We start from the raw sequence: 14981 nt of genomic DNA, 5'->3' as shown, positions 1-14981 counted from the left end.
GCCGCCCTGGCCGCCCACGGCGCGCGCCCCTGGCAGGTCGGCCTGGTCACCCCGCTCCTGGTGACGGCCCTGGCCGCCACCGCCTGAGACGAACGGTCCGCGAAGGTCCCCGGCACGCCCGGGGACCTTCGCGCGTGTCGGGGCCCGGCTCAGGTCTCCGGCAGCGGCCGTGAGCAGGTGGAGACGGCGACGTAGCCCAGCCCGTCGTACTCCCCGGCCGGGGAGACCGGACTCAGGTGCAGCCGGTACGTCCAGCGGGGCACCATCGCGCCGAAGCTCCGCGCCGGGTGCGGGCCCCTGAGCCACTCCCGTACCGCGTCCGGGGCGCCGCCCGCGCCCCTCAGGTCCAGGAGGTGGTCGCCGGGGACGGCCTCGGCGAGCCGCGCCTCCAGGGTGCCGGGGCGGGGAGGGCCGATCCGGTGGGCCACGGCAGCGCCCGCACGGGACCGGAGCCACGGCAGCGCCCGCAGGCGGCGGGCCCGGAAGGCGCCGCCCCCGAACAGCAGACCGAGGGCGTAGTAGGCGTCGCCGTACCGGGCGTGCAGGTGGTGACCCATGGCCGGCACCGCCGCGCCGTACCGGCCCTTGGTGAGGTGCCCGTTGTGGGCCCAGAGCACCACCCTGGCGGCCGGGTCCTCCACGAGGTCCCCGACGGCCTCGGCCATGTACCGGTCACGGGCTGCGAAGACGGTCTCCTCCGGGTCCTCGTGCCGCCGGGGCCGGGTCACCAGGTCGGCGGCCCGCACCAGGAGGCGGGCGTGCCGGAGCGCGTCGGCCGCCTCGGGGGCGGTGCCCCGCAGGAACTCCCGCAGGTCCCCGGCCTCGCGCACCAGGCGCCGCTCGGGGTCCGGCCGCGAGCCGGGGGCGGCGTCGGCGAGCACGCGGAGCGGGGCCAGGAGCCCGGCCGCGCGGCCGGGCGCGGCCCTGCGGAGGAAGGCGTCGAGGGCGGTCAGGGAGGGGCCGCACTTCTGCGGGTCGATGCCGGCGAACCGTACCTTCGCACCGTCCGGACGGCCCTTGTTGTAGGCGCGCATCCAGGTGAGGACCGCGAGCATCTCGTGGGTCCGCCAGGTCCAGAAGCCCAGCCCGGCGAGGGCTTCGGCGGCGTCGCCCACACCGTGGCGGACGTAGGCGTCGACGGCGGGGGCCGCCGAGGCGCTCGCCTCCATGGCGAGGACGGTGAAGCCGTGCTCGGTGACCAGGTGTTCCAGCAGACGGTGCTTGAGCCGGAAGAATTCGGCGGTGCCGTGGGTGGCCTCGCCGAGGCCCACGATCCGCACACCGTCCAGGGCCTTGCCCAGCGGCCGGAGGTCGTCCGCCGGGCCGCCGGGGGACAGGACGCTCAGCGGCAGGGCCGTACGGGCCGGCCAGTTCGTCACCTCGTCGGACATGTCCTCCCCCTCCGTCGCGCTCCGCGCGAGGACACTAATGAGGAGGGCCGCGTCCCGCGCGCCGTCCCTGAGCCAAAGGTGGCCGGAAAGGCGGACGCGGTCGGGGTGATCCGCGGATGTGACCTTCACCGCTTGCCCCTCAGGGGGTGGGCAGCCTGGTTACCCACAAGTAGCATGGGGGAAGCAAGCGCACGCTTAGCCGTGCGCCGCAGCAGTGCCACCCCGCACCCTGGAGGAGAGCCATCGTGCCTCGTACCGTCAGGGACGTCGTCTTCGTCGACGGCGTCCGCACCCCGTTCGGCAAGGCGGGCCCGAAGGGCATCTACCACGAGACCCGCGCCGACGATCTCGTCGTGAAGGCCATCCGGGAGCTGCTGCGCCGCAACCCGGGCCTGGACCCCGCGAAGATCGACGAGGTCGCGATCGCGGCCACCACGCAGATCGGCGACCAGGGGCTGACCCTCGGGCGCACGGCGGGCATCCTGGCCGGGCTGCCGCAGTCGGTGCCGGGTTACTCCATCGACCGCATGTGCGCCGGCGCGCTGACCGCCGTCACCTCGGTGGCCGGTTCGATCGCCTTCGGCGCGTACGACGCCGTCATCGCCGGCGGTGTCGAGCACATGGGCCGCCACCCGATGGGCGAGGGTGTCGACCCGAACCCGCGCTTCGTGTCGGAGAAGCTCGTCGACGAGTCGGCCCTCTTCATGGGCATGACCGCCGAGAACCTGCACGACCGCTACCCGCACATCACCAAGCGCCGTGCCGACGAGTACGCCGTGCGCTCGCAGGAGAAGGCCGCCAAGGCGTACGCCGACGGCAAGATCCAGCAGGACCTGGTGCCGGTCTCGGTGCGCCGCACCTCCCCCGAGGCCGGCGAGACCGGCTGGGGCCTGGTCACCGCCGACGAGCCGATGCGCCCGGGCACCACGCTGGAGTCGCTGGCCAACCTGAAGACGCCGTTCCGCGTCCACGGCAACGTGACCGCGGGCAACGCGGCCGGCCTGAACGACGGCGCCACCGCCTCGATCATCGCCTCCGAGGACTTCGCCCGGGAGAACGGTCTCCCGGTCAAGATGCGCCTGGTCTCCTACGCCTTCGCGGGCGTGGAGCCCGAGGTCATGGGCTACGGCCCGATCCCGGCGACCGAGAAGGCCCTCGCCAAGGCGGGCCTGACGATCGACGACATCAACCTGTTCGAGATCAACGAGGCGTTCGCCGTCCAGGTCCTCGCCTTCCTCGACCACTACGGCATCGCCGACGACGACGCGCGCGTCAACCAGTACGGCGGCGCCATCGCCTTCGGTCACCCGCTCGCCTCCTCCGGCGTCCGTCTGATGACGCAGCTGGCCCGCCAGTTCGAGGAGCAGCCGCAGGTCCGTTACGGCCTCACCACCATGTGCGTCGGCTTCGGCATGGGCGCGACGGTCATCTGGGAGAACCCCCACTGGGAGGGCAAGTGAGCAACACCGCCGAGCTTCTGAAGGGTGCGGCCGAGCTGTTCCCGGACGAGGTCGTCACCAGCGCCCACGTACGTCACTTCGAGCTGCCCGCGGGTGCGGGCCGGTTCGCGCTGATCACGCTGGACAACGGCTTCGACCACACCAAGCCGACCACCTTCGGCCCGCAGTCCCTCGCCAACCTGAACACGGCGATCGACCAGGTCGAGGCGGAGGCCGCGAACGGCGAGATCGTCGGCGTCGGCATCACCGGCAAGCCGTTCATCTTCGCCGTCGGCGCCGACCTCAAGGGCGTCGAGCTGCTGAAGAAGCACGAGGAGGCCCTGGCCATCGGCAAGGGCGGCCACGACGTCTTCAAGCGTCTGTCCGCGCTCGCCGTGCCGACCTTCGCGTACTACAACGGCGCGGCCATGGGCGGCGGCGTCGAGGTCGGTCTGCACTGCACCTACCGCACGGTGTCGAAGGCCCTGCCGGCCTTCTCGCTGCCCGAGGTCTTCCTCGGCCTGGTGCCCGGCTGGGGCGGCTGCACGGTCCTGCCGAACCTGATCGGCGCCGAGAAGGCCGTCTCGGTCATCATCGAGAACTCGCTCAACCAGAACCGCCAGCTCAAGGGCAAGCAGGTCTTCGAGCTCGGCATCGCCGACGCGATCTTCGAGGGCGCCGACTTCCTGGAGCAGTCGCTGATCTGGACCGCGGGCGTCCTGAACGGCACCGTGACCGTCGAGCGTCCCGAGGTGGACCGCGGCGAGGCCTGGGACCAGGCCGTCGCCAAGGGCCGTGCCTTCGCCGACTCCAAGGTGCACGGGGCCGCTCCGGCCGCGTACCGCGCCCTGGACATCATCGAGGCGTCCAAGGACGGCGACCTGCAGAAGGGCTTCGACGCCGAGGACCAGGCCCTCGCGGACCTGATCATGGGCGGCGAGCTGCGTTCCGGCATCTACGCCTTCAACCTGGTGCAGAAGCGCGCCAAGCGCCCGGCCGGCGCCCCGGACAAGTCGCTGGCCCGCCCGGTCACCAAGGTCGGTGTCGTCGGCGCCGGTCTGATGGCCTCGCAGCTGGCCCTGCTGTTCCTGCGCCGCCTGGAGGTGCCGGTCGTCCTGACCGACATCGACCAGGAGCGGATCGACAAGGGCGTGGGCTACGTGCACGCCGAGATCGACAAGCTGCTCGGCAAGGGCCGTGTCAACCAGGACAAGGCCAACCGTCTCAAGGGCCTGGTCTCCGGTGTCCTGGACAAGGCCGAGGGCTTCGCGGACGCGGACTTCGTCATCGAGGCCGTGTTCGAGGAGATGTCCGTCAAGCAGAAGGTGTTCGCGGAGGTCGAGGCGGTCGCCCCGGCGCACGCGATCCTCGCCACCAACACCTCCTCGCTGTCGGTCTCGGAGATGGCCTCCAAGCTCCAGCACCCGGAGCGCGTGGTCGGCTTCCACTTCTTCAACCCGGTCGCGGTCCTGCCGCTCCTGGAGATCGTCCGCGGTGAGAAGACCGACGACGCCTCCCTGGCCACCGCCTTCGCCGTCGCCAGGAAGCTGAAGAAGACGGGTGTGCTGACGAAGGACGCCCCGGCGTTCGTCGTGAACCGCATCCTGACCCGCTTCATGGGCGAGATCCAGAACATCATCGACGAGGGCACGCCCGTCGAGGTGGCGGAGAAGGGCGTCGAGCCGCTCGGCCTGCCGATGTCGCCGCTGGTCCTCCTGGAGCTGGTCGGCCCGGCGATCGGTCTGCACGTCTCCGAGACGCTGAACCGCGCCTTCCCGGAGCGCTTCAAGGTCTCCCCGAACCTGAAGGCGGTCGTCGAGGCCGGCAAGCGCGGCTTCTACGTCTACAAGCCGGAGAACGGCTTCAAGCCGGAGAACGGCTTCAAGCCGGAGCTCGACCCCGAGGTCGCCGCGCTCCTGAAGCAGGGCGACACCGTCCTGACCGAGGAGCAGGTCCGGGACCGCGTCCTGGACGCGGTGGCGCAGGAGATCGGCCTCATGCTGGAGGAGGGTGTCGTCGCCGAGGCGCAGGACATCGACCTCTGCCTGATCACCGGCGCGGGCTGGCCCTTCCACCTGGGCGGCATCACGCCGTACCTGGACCGTGAGGGCGTCTCCGAGCGCGTCAACGGCAAGCGGTTCCTGGCCCCGGGCGTGGCGAGCGTCCCGGCGTAACGGCAGGACGGCACGTACGGGAACGGCCCCGGCACCTGGAAAGGTGCCGGGGCCGTTCCCCGTCCAGGGCCCCGTGCGGGGCGGCGGGTCAGCCGAGGGTGTGCCAGGGCTCCAGGGCCGTCACGTCCGCGCCGGGGCGGGCGCGGGCGGTGAGCAGCGAGCCGTCGGCCAGGGCCAGGACGACCAGGCGGCCGTCGGGCCCGGAGCGCAGGGCGGTGGACAGCTCGCCGTACGGCTTGCCGGTGTACGTCCAGGCGGTGCCCGCGTCCTCCTGCTCGCTGGGGTGGGCGCACAGGGCGAGGCGGCCGTCCTCGGCCCGCTGGGCGAGGACGGTGCGGTCGGCGCCGCCGACGACGCAGCGGGTGGCGGTGAGGGGGCCCGGCCCGGCGGCCCCGACGAGACGGGTGGGGGCGAGGGAGCGGTCCGGGGACCAGGCGCACACCTGGCCCTCCTGGTCGACGTAGAAGGCCGTGGTGTGCCCGGAGGGGCCGGTGACGGCGGTGAGGGTGCCCATGGTCACGGAGGCGGGCAGGAGCTCCTCGCGGACCGGCTTTCCGCCGGACTCGCGCTGCTGGTAGCGGACGAGGCCCTTGGCGTGGGAGCTGTACAGCTCGACGAACCCGGAGCCGTTGGTGACCGCGGCGGGCGAGGGGTCGGTCTTGGAGCCGAGAAGGTCCCACCAGGGGTGCCAGCCACCGGCGTCCTTCTGGGCGCGGACGCTGACGCCGCCGCCCCCGTTGCGGGAGAAGACGTAGGTGCGGCCGATGCCGTCCACGGTGACGGCCGGAGTCCCGGTCCAGGTGTAGGAGGGCCCGTTGGGGTGGGCGAGGGAGCGCCACTCCAGGGCGGGGCGGCCCGTCTGGTACTGGGTGGTGTGCACCAGTTCGACGTGGTCCTGCTCGCCGCCGGCGGCCGGCCGCAGCGCGACGAGGTGGACGTAGCCGTCGGCGCCCTGGCCGACCGAGAGGCCGGGCAGGAGCACCCCGCCGCCGAGCGAGACGGGGCCGGTCCAGCGGCCGTCGGCCCCCTCGGTCCAGCGGACCACCTCGCCGTTCCTGGGCAGGTAGGCGCTGAATCTCCCCTCTTTGCCACGGGCCAGCCAGGCGCCGTGGAGTCTGGGGGCGGCGGGGGAACCGGTGGGGCGGGCTGTGGGGGCCTCGGATCGATTCGCCATGGGGGCTGCAGCACTCCGGTCAACGTTGAGGTCGGGTACGAGCCGACCCTATCGGCCCGGGTGAACCCGTCCCTCCGCCGCCCGGAATCCCGTACGCGGCCGCCGCGGGCGCCCCCGCGGGACGGCGGCGGGGGCTCAGTAGGTGGCGTCCCGGCCCTCCCGGCCGAGCCGGCTGTGGCCGCGTCCGTACAGGAAGTACACGACGATGCCGATCGCCATCCAGACCGCGAACCGGAACCAGGTCTCGCCGGGCAGGTTCAGCATCAGCCACAGGGAGGCGGCGATGGAGAGGACGGGCAGGACCGGGACCCAGGGGGTGCGGAAGGCGCGGGGCAGGTCGGGGCGGCTGCGGCGCATGACGATGACGCCGGCGGCGACCACGACGAAGGCGAAGAGGGTGCCGATGTTCACCAGCGTCGCCAGCTCGTTGATGCTGGTGAAGCCCGCGACGATCGCGATGAGCACGCCGAGGAGGATCGTCGGCCGGTAGGGGGTGCGGTACTTGGGGTGGGTCACCGAGAAGAACCGGGGCAGCAGGCCGTCGCGGCTCATGGCGAAGAAGACCCGGGTCTGGCCGAGCAGGAGGATCAGACAGACCGTGGTGAGGCCGACGGCGGCGCCGAAGCTGATCACGCCCGCGTAGAAGGGGTGTCCGGCGGCCTTGAAGGCGTCGGCGAGGGGGGCGCTGACGGAGAGCTCGGTGTAGTGCTGCATGCCGGTGACGACGAGGGCGACGGCCACGTAGAGCACGGTGCAGATGAAGAGGGAGCCGAGGATGCCGCGGGGCATGTCGCGCTGCGGCAGCTTGGTCTCCTCGGCCGCGGTGGCCACGACGTCGAAGCCGATGAAGGCGAAGAAGACGACGGAGGCGGCGGTGAAGATGCCCATGACGCCGAAGTTGGTCGGCTCGTAGCCGAACAGCAGCTGGACCAGCGGCGAGTCCCAGTTGGAGCCGCCGCCCTCGGGGGTGACGGCGGGCGGGATGAAGGGCTTGTAGTTGTCGCCGACGACGAAGAACAGGCCCGCGACGATCACGATCATCACCACGGTCACCTTGATGGCGACGACGAGGGCGGTGATGCGGGCGGAGAGCTTCATCCCGAGGACGAGGATGACGGTGAGGACCAGGACGAGGAGGAAGGCCAGGATGTCGAAGGTGCCGCCGGGTGCGTCGGGGCCTTCCAGGGCGGCCGGCAGATGCCAGCCGATGTTGTCCATCAGCGAGCGGACGTACCCCGACCAGCCGACGGCGACCACCGCCGTACCGAGGGCGAACTCCAGGACGAGGTCCCAGCCGATGATCCAGGCGGGCAGCTCGCCGATGGAGGCGTACGCGAAGGTGTACGCCGATCCCGCCACCGGCACCGTCGAGGCGAACTCGGCGTAGCAGAGGGCGGCGAGGGCGCAGACGATGCCGGCGGCGACGAAGGCGAGGGCCGTCGCCGGGCCCGCGTTCTCCTTGGCGACCTTGCCGGTCAGCACGAAGATGCCGGTGCCGATGATGACGCCGACGCCGAAGACCGTGAGGTCCCAGGCCGAGAGGGATTTCCGGAGCGCGTGCTCCGGTTCCTCCGTGTCGCGGATCGACTGCTCGACCGTCTTGGTCCGGAACATGCCGGAGTTGGCGCGTGGCCGTTGGTCCGTACTCACCGTCGTACCTCCCTGCCATGGGGCTGCCCGCTCTCAGGTCAGGATGCACGCGGAAGGGCCGGTCGGCACCTGTAAGGGTGATCCGACCGGCCCAATGGTGACGCGGGGTGACGGGGTGCGTCAGTCGCGGGCGGGCTCCACCGCCTGGCTGCTCTCCTCGAACCGGCCGTCGAGACGGGACACCAGGCCGGTGACCTGGCGCGCGATGTCCGGGGCGGTCAGCCCGATCTCGGCCAGCACCTCGCCGCGGGAGGCGTGGTCGAGGAAGCGCGGCGGGATGCCGAAGTCACGCAGCGGTACGTCCACGCCGGCGTCGCGCAGCGCCTGGGCGACGGCCGAGCCGACACCGCCGACGCGGCTGTTGTCCTCGACCGTGACGACGACGCGGTGGCGCTCGGCGAGCGGGGCGAGGGCCTCGTCGACCGGCTTGACCCAGCGCGGGTCGACCACGGTGGTGGAGATGCCGTGCCGGTCGAGCAGGCCGGCGATCTCCAGGCACATCGGCGCGAGGGCGCCGACGGAGACCAGGAGCACGTCGGGCCGGTCGGTGCCGGGCTCGCGGAGCACGTCCATGCCGCCGACGCGTCCCACGGCGGGGACGGCGGGGCCGACCGCGCCCTTGGAGAAGCGGACCACGGTGGGGGCGTCGGTGACCTCGACGGCCTCGCGGAGCTGGGCGCGGACCTGGTCGGCGTCGCGCGGGGCGGCGAGCCGCAGGCCGGGCACGACCTGGAGGATCGACATGTCCCACATGCCGTTGTGGGAGGCGCCGTCGGTACCGGTGACACCGGCCCGGTCCAGGACGAAGGTGACTCCGCACTTGTGCAGGGCCACGTCCATGAGGACCTGGTCGAAGGCCCGGTTGAGGAAGGTGGCGTAGACGGCGAAGACGGGGTGCAGTCCGCCGGTGGCCAGGCCGGCGGCGGAGACCGCGGCGTGCTGCTCGGCGATGCCGACGTCGAAGACGCGCTCGGGGAAGACCTTGGCGAACTTGTCGAGGCCGACGGGCTGGAGCATGGCCGCCGTGATGGCGACGATGTCCTCGCGCTCCTTGCCGAGCGCGACCATCTCGTCGGCGAAGACGCCGGTCCAGTCGGCCCCGGACGTGGAGATCGGCAGGCCGGTGTCGGGGTGGATCTTGCCGACGGCGTGGAAGCGGTCGGCCTCGTCGGCGAGCGCGGGCTCGTAGCCGCGGCCCTTCTGCGTGATGCAGTGGACGATGACCGGGCCGCCGAAGCGCTTGGCGCGGGTGAGGGCCGACTCCAGGGCCTCGAGGTCGTGGCCGTCGATCGGGCCGACGTACTTCAGGCCCAGGTCCTCGAACATGCCCTGCGGGGCGATGAAGTCCTTCAGGCCCTTCTTGGCGCCGTGGAGGGTCTCGTAGAGCGGCTTCCCGACCACGGGGGTGCGCTCCAGGATGTCCTTGCCGCGGGCGAGGAACCGCTCGTAGCCGTCGGTGGTGCGCAGGGTGGCCAGGTGGTTGGCGAGGCCGCCGATCGTGGGGGCGTACGAGCGCTCGTTGTCGTTGACGACGATGACGAGCGGGCGGTCCTTGGCGGCGGCGATGTTGTTGAGCGCCTCCCAGGCCATGCCGCCGGTGAGGGCGCCGTCACCGATGACCGCGACGACGTGGTCGTCCTTGCGCAGGATCTCGTTGGCCTTGGCGAGGCCGTCGGCCCAGCCCAGGACGGTGGAGGCGTGCGAGTTCTCGATGACGTCGTGCTCGGACTCGGCCTGCGAGGGGTAGCCGGACAGGCCGCCCTTCATCTTCAGCCGGGAGAAGTCCTGGCGGCCGGTGAGCAGCTTGTGGACGTAGCTCTGGTGGCCGGTGTCCCAGAGGACCTTGTCCTTGGGGGACTCGAAGACGCGGTGCAGGGCGATGGTCAGTTCGACCACGCCGAGGTTGGGGCCGAGGTGTCCGCCGGTCTTGGAGACGGCGTCGACGAGGAAGGTCCGGATCTCCGCGGCCAGCTGCTCCAGCTGTTCCGGGGAGAGCCGGTCCAGGTCGCGCGGTCCCCTGATACGGGTCAGCAGGGCCACCCGTGCCTCCTTGCGTGTGCTGGTCGAGCTTGCCGATTCGGTCGAGTCTAATGTTCCGTCCTGGATCCCGGGCATCGGGCCGGGGGTGAGGCGTCACCCGTACGGCCCATGGACCGCTGATCTGTACGGCTTCGTACGCGTGATCCGCGCGGAGCCGTCCTCCTGATCCGTACGGCTCCGCACGCGCGCCCGCACTGCTCCGGACGCACCGGTGCCCGGCGCCGGTTTCGCGGCGCCGGGCGGTGTGGCGAGCGTTACGCGGACGTCAGGCGCGCCCGGCGGTCTTCTGCGTGCGGCGGGAGACCGAGTCGATCACGACGGCGGCGAGGAGCACCGCGCCGGTGATCATGTTCTGGATGGCGTTGGACATGCCGATCATGTTCAGGCCCTGCTGGATGGACTGGATCACGATCATGCCCAGGAGCGCCGACCAGACCTTGCCCCGGCCGCCGAAGAGGCTGGTGCCGCCGATGACGGCCGCGGCGATGACCAGCATCAGCGTGTTGCCGCCGCCGAGCGACTTGGTGGCGCCGCCGGAGAGGCTGGCGATGAAGAGTCCGCCGAACGCGGCGAGGGTGCCGGCGATGGCGAAGACGCTGATGCGGACCAGGTCGACGTTGATGCCGGCGCGGCGGGCGGCCTCGGCGTTGCCGCCGACGGCGAAGACCTTGCGGCCGAAGACGGTGCGGCGGGCGACGAAGTCGGCGAGCACCAGGACGGCCAGGAAGAGGACCAGGGCGAGCGGCAGGCCGCGGGCGCCCTCGGGCTCGTTCATGACGTAGGCGACGGCGAGGACGAGGACCGCGACGACGGCGGTGCGCAGCGCGATCTCGGTGACCGGGCGGGCCGGGAGCTGGGCGGCCTTGCGGCGGCTGCTGTCGCGGAGCAGGGAGACCAGGTACACGGCGACCGCGAGGACGGCGAGGCCGTAGGCGGCGATCTTGTCGGCGAAGAAGTAGTTGGTGAGGTTCTCCACCACGCTGCCGGAGGGCGTGTTGATGGAGCCCTCGCCGCCCATGAGCCACTCCTGGAGGCCCATCCAGCCGAGGAAGCCGGCGAGGGTCACCACGAAGGCGGGGACGCCGATCTTGGCGAAGAAGAAGCCGTGGAGGGCGCCGATGACGGTGCCGGTGAGGACGGCGAGGACGATGGCGAGCCATTCGTTGGTGCCGTTGCTCACCTGGAGTCCGGCCCAGACGGCGGCGCCGACGCCGGCGACGGAGCCCATCGACAGGTCGATCTCGCCCAGGATGAGGACGAAGACGATGCCGACGGCCATGATGCCGAGGCCGGAGGAGTACACCGCGATGTTGGCGACCGAGCTCGCGGACAGGAAGTTGCTGTTCTGGAGCTGGAAGACGACCGCGATGACGATCAGGCCGAGGACGACCGGCAGGGAGCCGAGCTCGCCGCCGCGGATCTTGCGGGTGAACTCGGTCCAGTAGCCCTTGAGGCCCTCCTCGCGGACGAGGAGGCGCGGGTCGACGGCCGGGACGGGGGCGGCGGAGCCCTCGACGGCGGCGGCCGGGGCCTGGGTCGTGGTGTCGGTACCGGCGTCCGCCGGGGACTTCGGGGTCTTGGCGAGGTCGCTCACTTGGCGTCCTCCTTCGCGGCCGTACGGGCCTGCCGACGGGTCACGGCGTTGTCCGTGGCACCGGTGATGGCGGCGATGATCGTCTCGTGGGTGGTGTCCGCGACGTCGAAGACACCGTTGTTGCGGCCGAGCCGGAGCACGGCGACCTTGTCGGCGACGGCGCGCACGTCGGCCATGTTGTGGCTGATGAGGATGACGCCGTGGCCGCGCTCGCGCAGCCGTTCCACGAGGTCGAGCACCTGTGCGGTCTGCTCGACGCCGAGGGCGGCGGTGGGCTCGTCGAGGATGACGATCTTCGGGTCGCCGATCAGCGCGCGGGCGATGGCCACGACCTGGCGCTGTCCGCCGGAGAGGGCGGCGACGGGGATACGGACGCTGGGGATCCGGATGGACAGGGTGTCCAGGAGTTCCCGGGCCCGCTTCTCCATCGCGATCTCGTCGAGGACGGAGGCGGAGGCCAGCTCGCTGCCGAGGAAGAGGTTGGCGACGACGTCGAGGTTGTCGCAGAGCGCGAGGTCCTGGTAGACGGTCGCGACGCCGAGGTTCTGGGCGTCGTGGGGCTTGGTGAGCTGGACCGGGCGGCCCTCCCACTCGATGACGCCCTCGTCGATCGGGTGGACACCCGAGATGGTCTTGACGAGGGTCGACTTGCCGGCGCCGTTGTCGCCCACGAGGGCGACGACCTCTCCGGCATGGATCTCCAGATCGACGTCGGTGAGCACCTGGACGGCGCCGAACCGCTTGGAGACCCCGCGCAACGCCAGCACGGGCGTAGCGGACACGTGAATCATCTCCTTGCCGCCTGACCGGCGGGGATGAGGTGCGGGAGCACAAGGGGGTGCGAAAGCACGGGGGGTGGTGAGTCCGGCGTCCCCGCCCCCGCTTGCGGGGCGTCGGACGGGGCGGGGCGCGCCGGACCGGTTCCGGGACGGGGGCGTTACTTGACGCCGGCCGCGTCGCAGGCCGCCTTGTACTCGGCGGTGCAGATGTCGGCGGCCTTGTAGACGCCGTCGGCGACGATCGTGGAGGCGATGTTCTCCTTGGTCACGATCTGCGCGTCGTACAGCTTCGCCGGGATGTCCTTGAACTCACCGGTCAGGCTGGTGACCTTGGTGGGGACCAGGTCGTCGATCTTCTCGCCCTTGAGGAGGCGCACCGCGATCTCGGCGGTGGTCTCGGCCTCCGGCTTGATCTGCTTGTAGATGGTGAAGGCCTGGTCGCCCTTGAGGATGCGCTGCAGACCGGCGAGCTCGGCGTCCTGGCCGCCGACCGGGACCTTGACGCCCTGCTTGTTCAGCGCGGTGATGATGCCGCCGGCCATGCCGTCGTTGGCCGAGTAGACGCCCTGGAAGCCGTTCTTGCCCAGGGAGTCGATGGCGGCGCCCATCTTCTTGTTGGCCTCGTCCGGGGACCAGTCCGGGATGTCCTGCTCGTAGACGACCTTCTTCACGCCGGTGTCGAGGACGCTGTGGGCGCCCTTCTTGAACAGCGGGGCGTTGGGGTCGGTCGGCGAGCCGTTGATCATGACAACGTTGGCGTCCTTGGCCTTGGCGCCGAGCGCCTTCACCAGCGCCTCGCCCTGGAGGCGGCCGATCTTCTCGTTGTCGTAGGAGACGTAGGCGGAGATCGGGCCCTCGGCCAGGCGGTCGTACGCGACCACCTTGACGCCCTTCTTCTCGGCCTGCTGCACCCAGGACTTGGTGGCCTTGTAGTCGACCGAGTCGAGGATGATCACCTTGACGCCCTGGGTGACGAGCGCGTCGAACTGCTTCTTCTGGGTCTCGGTGTCCTGCGCGGCGTTGTTGTACTTGACCTCGCAGTCGGAGCACAGGGCCTTGATCTTCGCCTCGATGATCGGGCGGTCGAAGGTCTCGTAACGCGTGGTCTTGTTCTCCGGCAGGAGCAGACCGATGGTCTTGCCGTCACCGCCGCCGTCCGAGCCGCCGTCACCCGCCTTGCCGCAGGCGGCGAGCGAGAGAGCCATCGAGACCGCGGCCGTGCCTATGACGACGCGACGCGTCATTGCGTTCATGTGGGGTTGCCTCCCTGACGAGGCCGCGACGTTGCGGCCGAGGTGGCACGAAGTCAACTCGGCCGCACGATCGACGTCAAGAAGTAAATCCTTAACGAGATGACAACGGTGCCGTTCGTAATCTAAGTGAAGGCAGGCGTGGCCTCGGGCGCGGCGGCGGGCAGCCCGCTCCCCGCGCTGTGCAGCAGCGTCGAGTCCCCCATCTCGTTGAGCACCAGGGCCAGCGCCCCCAGCACCTCGGCGCGGCCCCCGAGGGCGCCCTGGGCGAGCGACAGCTGCCGGGCGGCGCTGGGGATCGCGTACCGCGAGACGGAGTCCCTGATGGGCGCGAGGACCAGCTCGCCGGCCTCGGCGAGGTCCCCGCCGAGCACCACCCGGCTGGGGTTGAGCAGGTTGCACAGGTTGGCGATGCCGCTGCCGATGTGCCGGCCCACGTCGGCGACGACCCGGCGGCAGCCCGGGTCGCCCTCGCGGGCCAGCTGGACCACCCGCTCCATGGTGAGGTCCGGGCCGTGGCTGGGCCGCAGCAGCGGCAGGACGTAGCGGGCCGCGGTGAAGGTCTCCAGGCAGCCCCGGTTGCCGCAGCGGCAGACGGGACCGGACTCGTCCAGGGTGATGTGCCCGATCTCGCCGGCGGTGCCGCCGGGGCCCCGGTAGACCCGGCCGTCGATCACCAGACCGGCGCCGACGCCGCTGGCCACCTTGATGTACGCGAGGTCCTTCACGCCCCGGCCGCTGCCCCAGACCAGTTCGCCGAGGGCGCCGAGGTTGGCGTCGTTGTCGACGTGCACCGGGACGCCGAGACGGGCCGAGAGCTCCTCGGCCGGGTTGATGCCGCTCCAGCCCGGCAGGATCGAGGTCGAGCCGAGCGTCCCGGAGGAGACGTCGATGGGGCCGGGCACGCCGAGCCCCACCCCGATGACCTTGTCCCGGCCGATGCCGGTGGCCTCGATCAGCCGCGTGACCAGCTGTTCCGCCCGGTCGAAGCCCTCGGCGGCGGAGGCGTCGACGTCGAGCGGCTCGGCCTCCTCGGCGAGGACCTGGTGGGCGAGGTTGCCGACCGCGACCCGGAGGTGCGTGTGGCCGAAGTCGACGCCGATGACGATGCCCGCGTCCCCGGAGAGCGAGACGCTGCGGGCCCGGCGGCCCCCGGCGGAGGTGGGCGTGACCTCGACGGTCCCGCCGTCCTTGAGCTCGCGCACGATGTTGGAGACCGTGGCGGCGGACAGGCCCGTCGCCCGGGCGATCTCCGCCTGGGTGAGCGACCCGGCCATCCGTACCGCCCGGACGACCCGTTCGAGATTGGCCCTGTGCAGAGACGTCTGCGACCCGGGAGTCTCCATCGACTCACTCACTCCTGCCGTTTTCTCCAACATGTGAACTCTAAGGGGACGCTTTCGGCTTGGTCCCCGTCAAGACCTTGAAGAGGCGGGGCGGTGGGCGTCACAGCACGGACGGGGCCCCCGGCGCGCCGTGCGCGCCGGGGG

11 protein-coding genes are annotated in these 14981 nt (G+C 71.5%); 3 read left to right on the top strand and 8 right to left on the bottom strand.

Translation table 11 applies throughout. The features are described 5' to 3' along the window. Window positions 1-87 (top strand): hypothetical protein (locus RIF68_RS08840; RefSeq protein ID WP_309050586.1); only part of this gene is annotated, 87 nt, incomplete at its 5' end. A gap of 62 nt (window positions 88-149) precedes the next feature. Here the strand turns inward: RIF68_RS08840 and RIF68_RS08835 are convergent. Then, on the bottom strand, window positions 150-1391 hold the full coding sequence (locus RIF68_RS08835; protein WP_309050583.1) for an erythromycin esterase family protein: 1242 nt from the start codon (window positions 1389-1391) through the stop codon (window positions 150-152). A 245-nt stretch (window positions 1392-1636) separates the two neighbouring features. On the opposite strand from RIF68_RS08835, the gene RIF68_RS08830 reads away from it, so the two are divergent. Then, window positions 1637-2851, top strand: coding sequence for an acetyl-CoA C-acyltransferase (locus tag RIF68_RS08830; protein ID WP_309050582.1), 1215 nt, complete (start codon window positions 1637-1639; stop codon window positions 2849-2851). Then, entirely contained in the window at window positions 2848-5004 is a 2157-nt protein-coding gene (locus RIF68_RS08825; protein WP_309050581.1) for a 3-hydroxyacyl-CoA dehydrogenase NAD-binding domain-containing protein, read from the top strand. Before RIF68_RS08830 ends, RIF68_RS08825 begins: the two co-directional genes overlap by 4 nt. 88 nt (window positions 5005-5092) lie before the next feature. Here RIF68_RS08825 and RIF68_RS08820 read toward each other — a convergent pair whose 3' ends face one another. The 7 genes from RIF68_RS08820 to RIF68_RS08790 form a co-directional block, all read right to left on the bottom strand. Further along, a complete protein-coding gene (locus RIF68_RS08820; protein ID WP_309050580.1) occupies window positions 5093-6178 on the bottom strand; it encodes a hypothetical protein in 1086 nt (361 codons plus the stop codon). Between the two features lie 135 nt (window positions 6179-6313). Then, window positions 6314-7792 (bottom strand): amino acid permease, encoded by a 1479-nt coding sequence (locus tag RIF68_RS08815; RefSeq protein WP_309050585.1) that lies wholly within the window; start codon window positions 7790-7792, stop codon window positions 6314-6316. A gap of 156 nt (window positions 7793-7948) precedes the next feature. Beyond that, window positions 7949-9868 (bottom strand): 1-deoxy-D-xylulose-5-phosphate synthase, encoded by a 1920-nt coding sequence (gene dxs, locus RIF68_RS08810; protein WP_309050579.1) that lies wholly within the window; start codon window positions 9866-9868, stop codon window positions 7949-7951. Between the two features lie 265 nt (window positions 9869-10133). Further along, entirely contained in the window at window positions 10134-11462 is a 1329-nt protein-coding gene (locus RIF68_RS08805; RefSeq protein ID WP_309050578.1) for a sugar ABC transporter permease, read from the bottom strand. After that, the gene (locus tag RIF68_RS08800; protein ID WP_309050577.1) at window positions 11459-12253 is read right to left on the bottom strand and encodes an ATP-binding cassette domain-containing protein; all 795 of its coding nucleotides are present in this window, start codon (window positions 12251-12253) and stop codon (window positions 11459-11461) included. Before RIF68_RS08800 ends, RIF68_RS08805 begins: the two co-directional genes overlap by 4 nt. Window positions 12254-12399: 146 nt before the next feature. Beyond that, window positions 12400-13494 (bottom strand): sugar ABC transporter substrate-binding protein, encoded by a 1095-nt coding sequence (locus RIF68_RS08795; RefSeq protein WP_375165195.1) that lies wholly within the window; start codon window positions 13492-13494, stop codon window positions 12400-12402. A 122-nt stretch (window positions 13495-13616) separates the two neighbouring features. Beyond that, window positions 13617-14837: an ROK family transcriptional regulator gene (locus tag RIF68_RS08790; RefSeq protein ID WP_309050576.1), complete on the bottom strand. Its 1221-nt coding sequence runs from the start codon at window positions 14835-14837 to the stop codon at window positions 13617-13619. Window positions 14838-14981: the final 144 nt, after the last annotated feature.

Origin of the sequence: Streptomyces sp., assembly GCF_031178505.1 — a bacterium.
Taxonomy (GTDB): domain Bacteria; phylum Actinomycetota; class Actinomycetes; order Streptomycetales; family Streptomycetaceae; genus Streptomyces; species Streptomyces gulbargensis.
This window is presented reverse-complemented; position numbering and strand designations above follow the sequence as displayed.